The following is a 611-nucleotide window of genomic DNA, read 5'->3' as shown; positions in this document are numbered from 1 at the left end:
TGCCCCAGATGATAAGGCATTCGCAATGGTCGATGTCGGCGTACATGCGCTTATGGTTCGTCGTGGGGTGCGCGAACGCCAGCTCGGCATCCTTGCCGGGAATCACGGGCAGCCACACGTCGGCCTTCGAGGCGCTACGCCCCTGGCGCGGATCGACCACGTACAGCTTCATGCCGCGCTCGCGCGCCACCGACAGGCGCGGAGCCAGCCACGACGGACCCTTGTTCGCCGTCATGGGCTCGGTGCCCCAGATGATAAGGCATTCGCAATGGTCGATGTCGGCGTACATGCGCTTATGGTTCGTCGTGGGGTGCGTGCGCACGTTGGCCATGACGCCCGTCATGCCGCACACGCCGCCGTGGTTGAAGTTGTTGACCGAGCCGAACCCCAGCTGCGTCAAGCGGTCTCCGATGAGGAACATGCGGTCGCCGCCGGCCGAGCAGAACAGGTTGGACTTGGGGCCGAGGTCGGGATGCTCCACGTCGATCAGCTTGTCGGCCCATTTCGCCGCGAAGGCGTCCTTGGTCATCTCGCCCGACTCCACAAGCGCGACATCGGCCTCCACCTGCTTCTTCGGCGCGTAGGCGTACCATTCGGCGATGCCCGGCGTG

The 611-nt window shown here is 65.1% G+C and carries 1 pseudogene; it reads right to left on the bottom strand.

What is annotated here, in order from left to right:
* Nucleotides 1–611: pseudogene (locus GO707_RS11865) on the bottom strand (hypothetical protein); the annotation flags it as partial.

This window comes from Adlercreutzia rubneri, assembly GCF_009755265.1.
Classification (GTDB): Bacteria; Actinomycetota; Coriobacteriia; order Coriobacteriales; family Eggerthellaceae; genus Adlercreutzia; species Adlercreutzia rubneri.
This window is presented reverse-complemented; position numbering and strand designations above follow the sequence as displayed.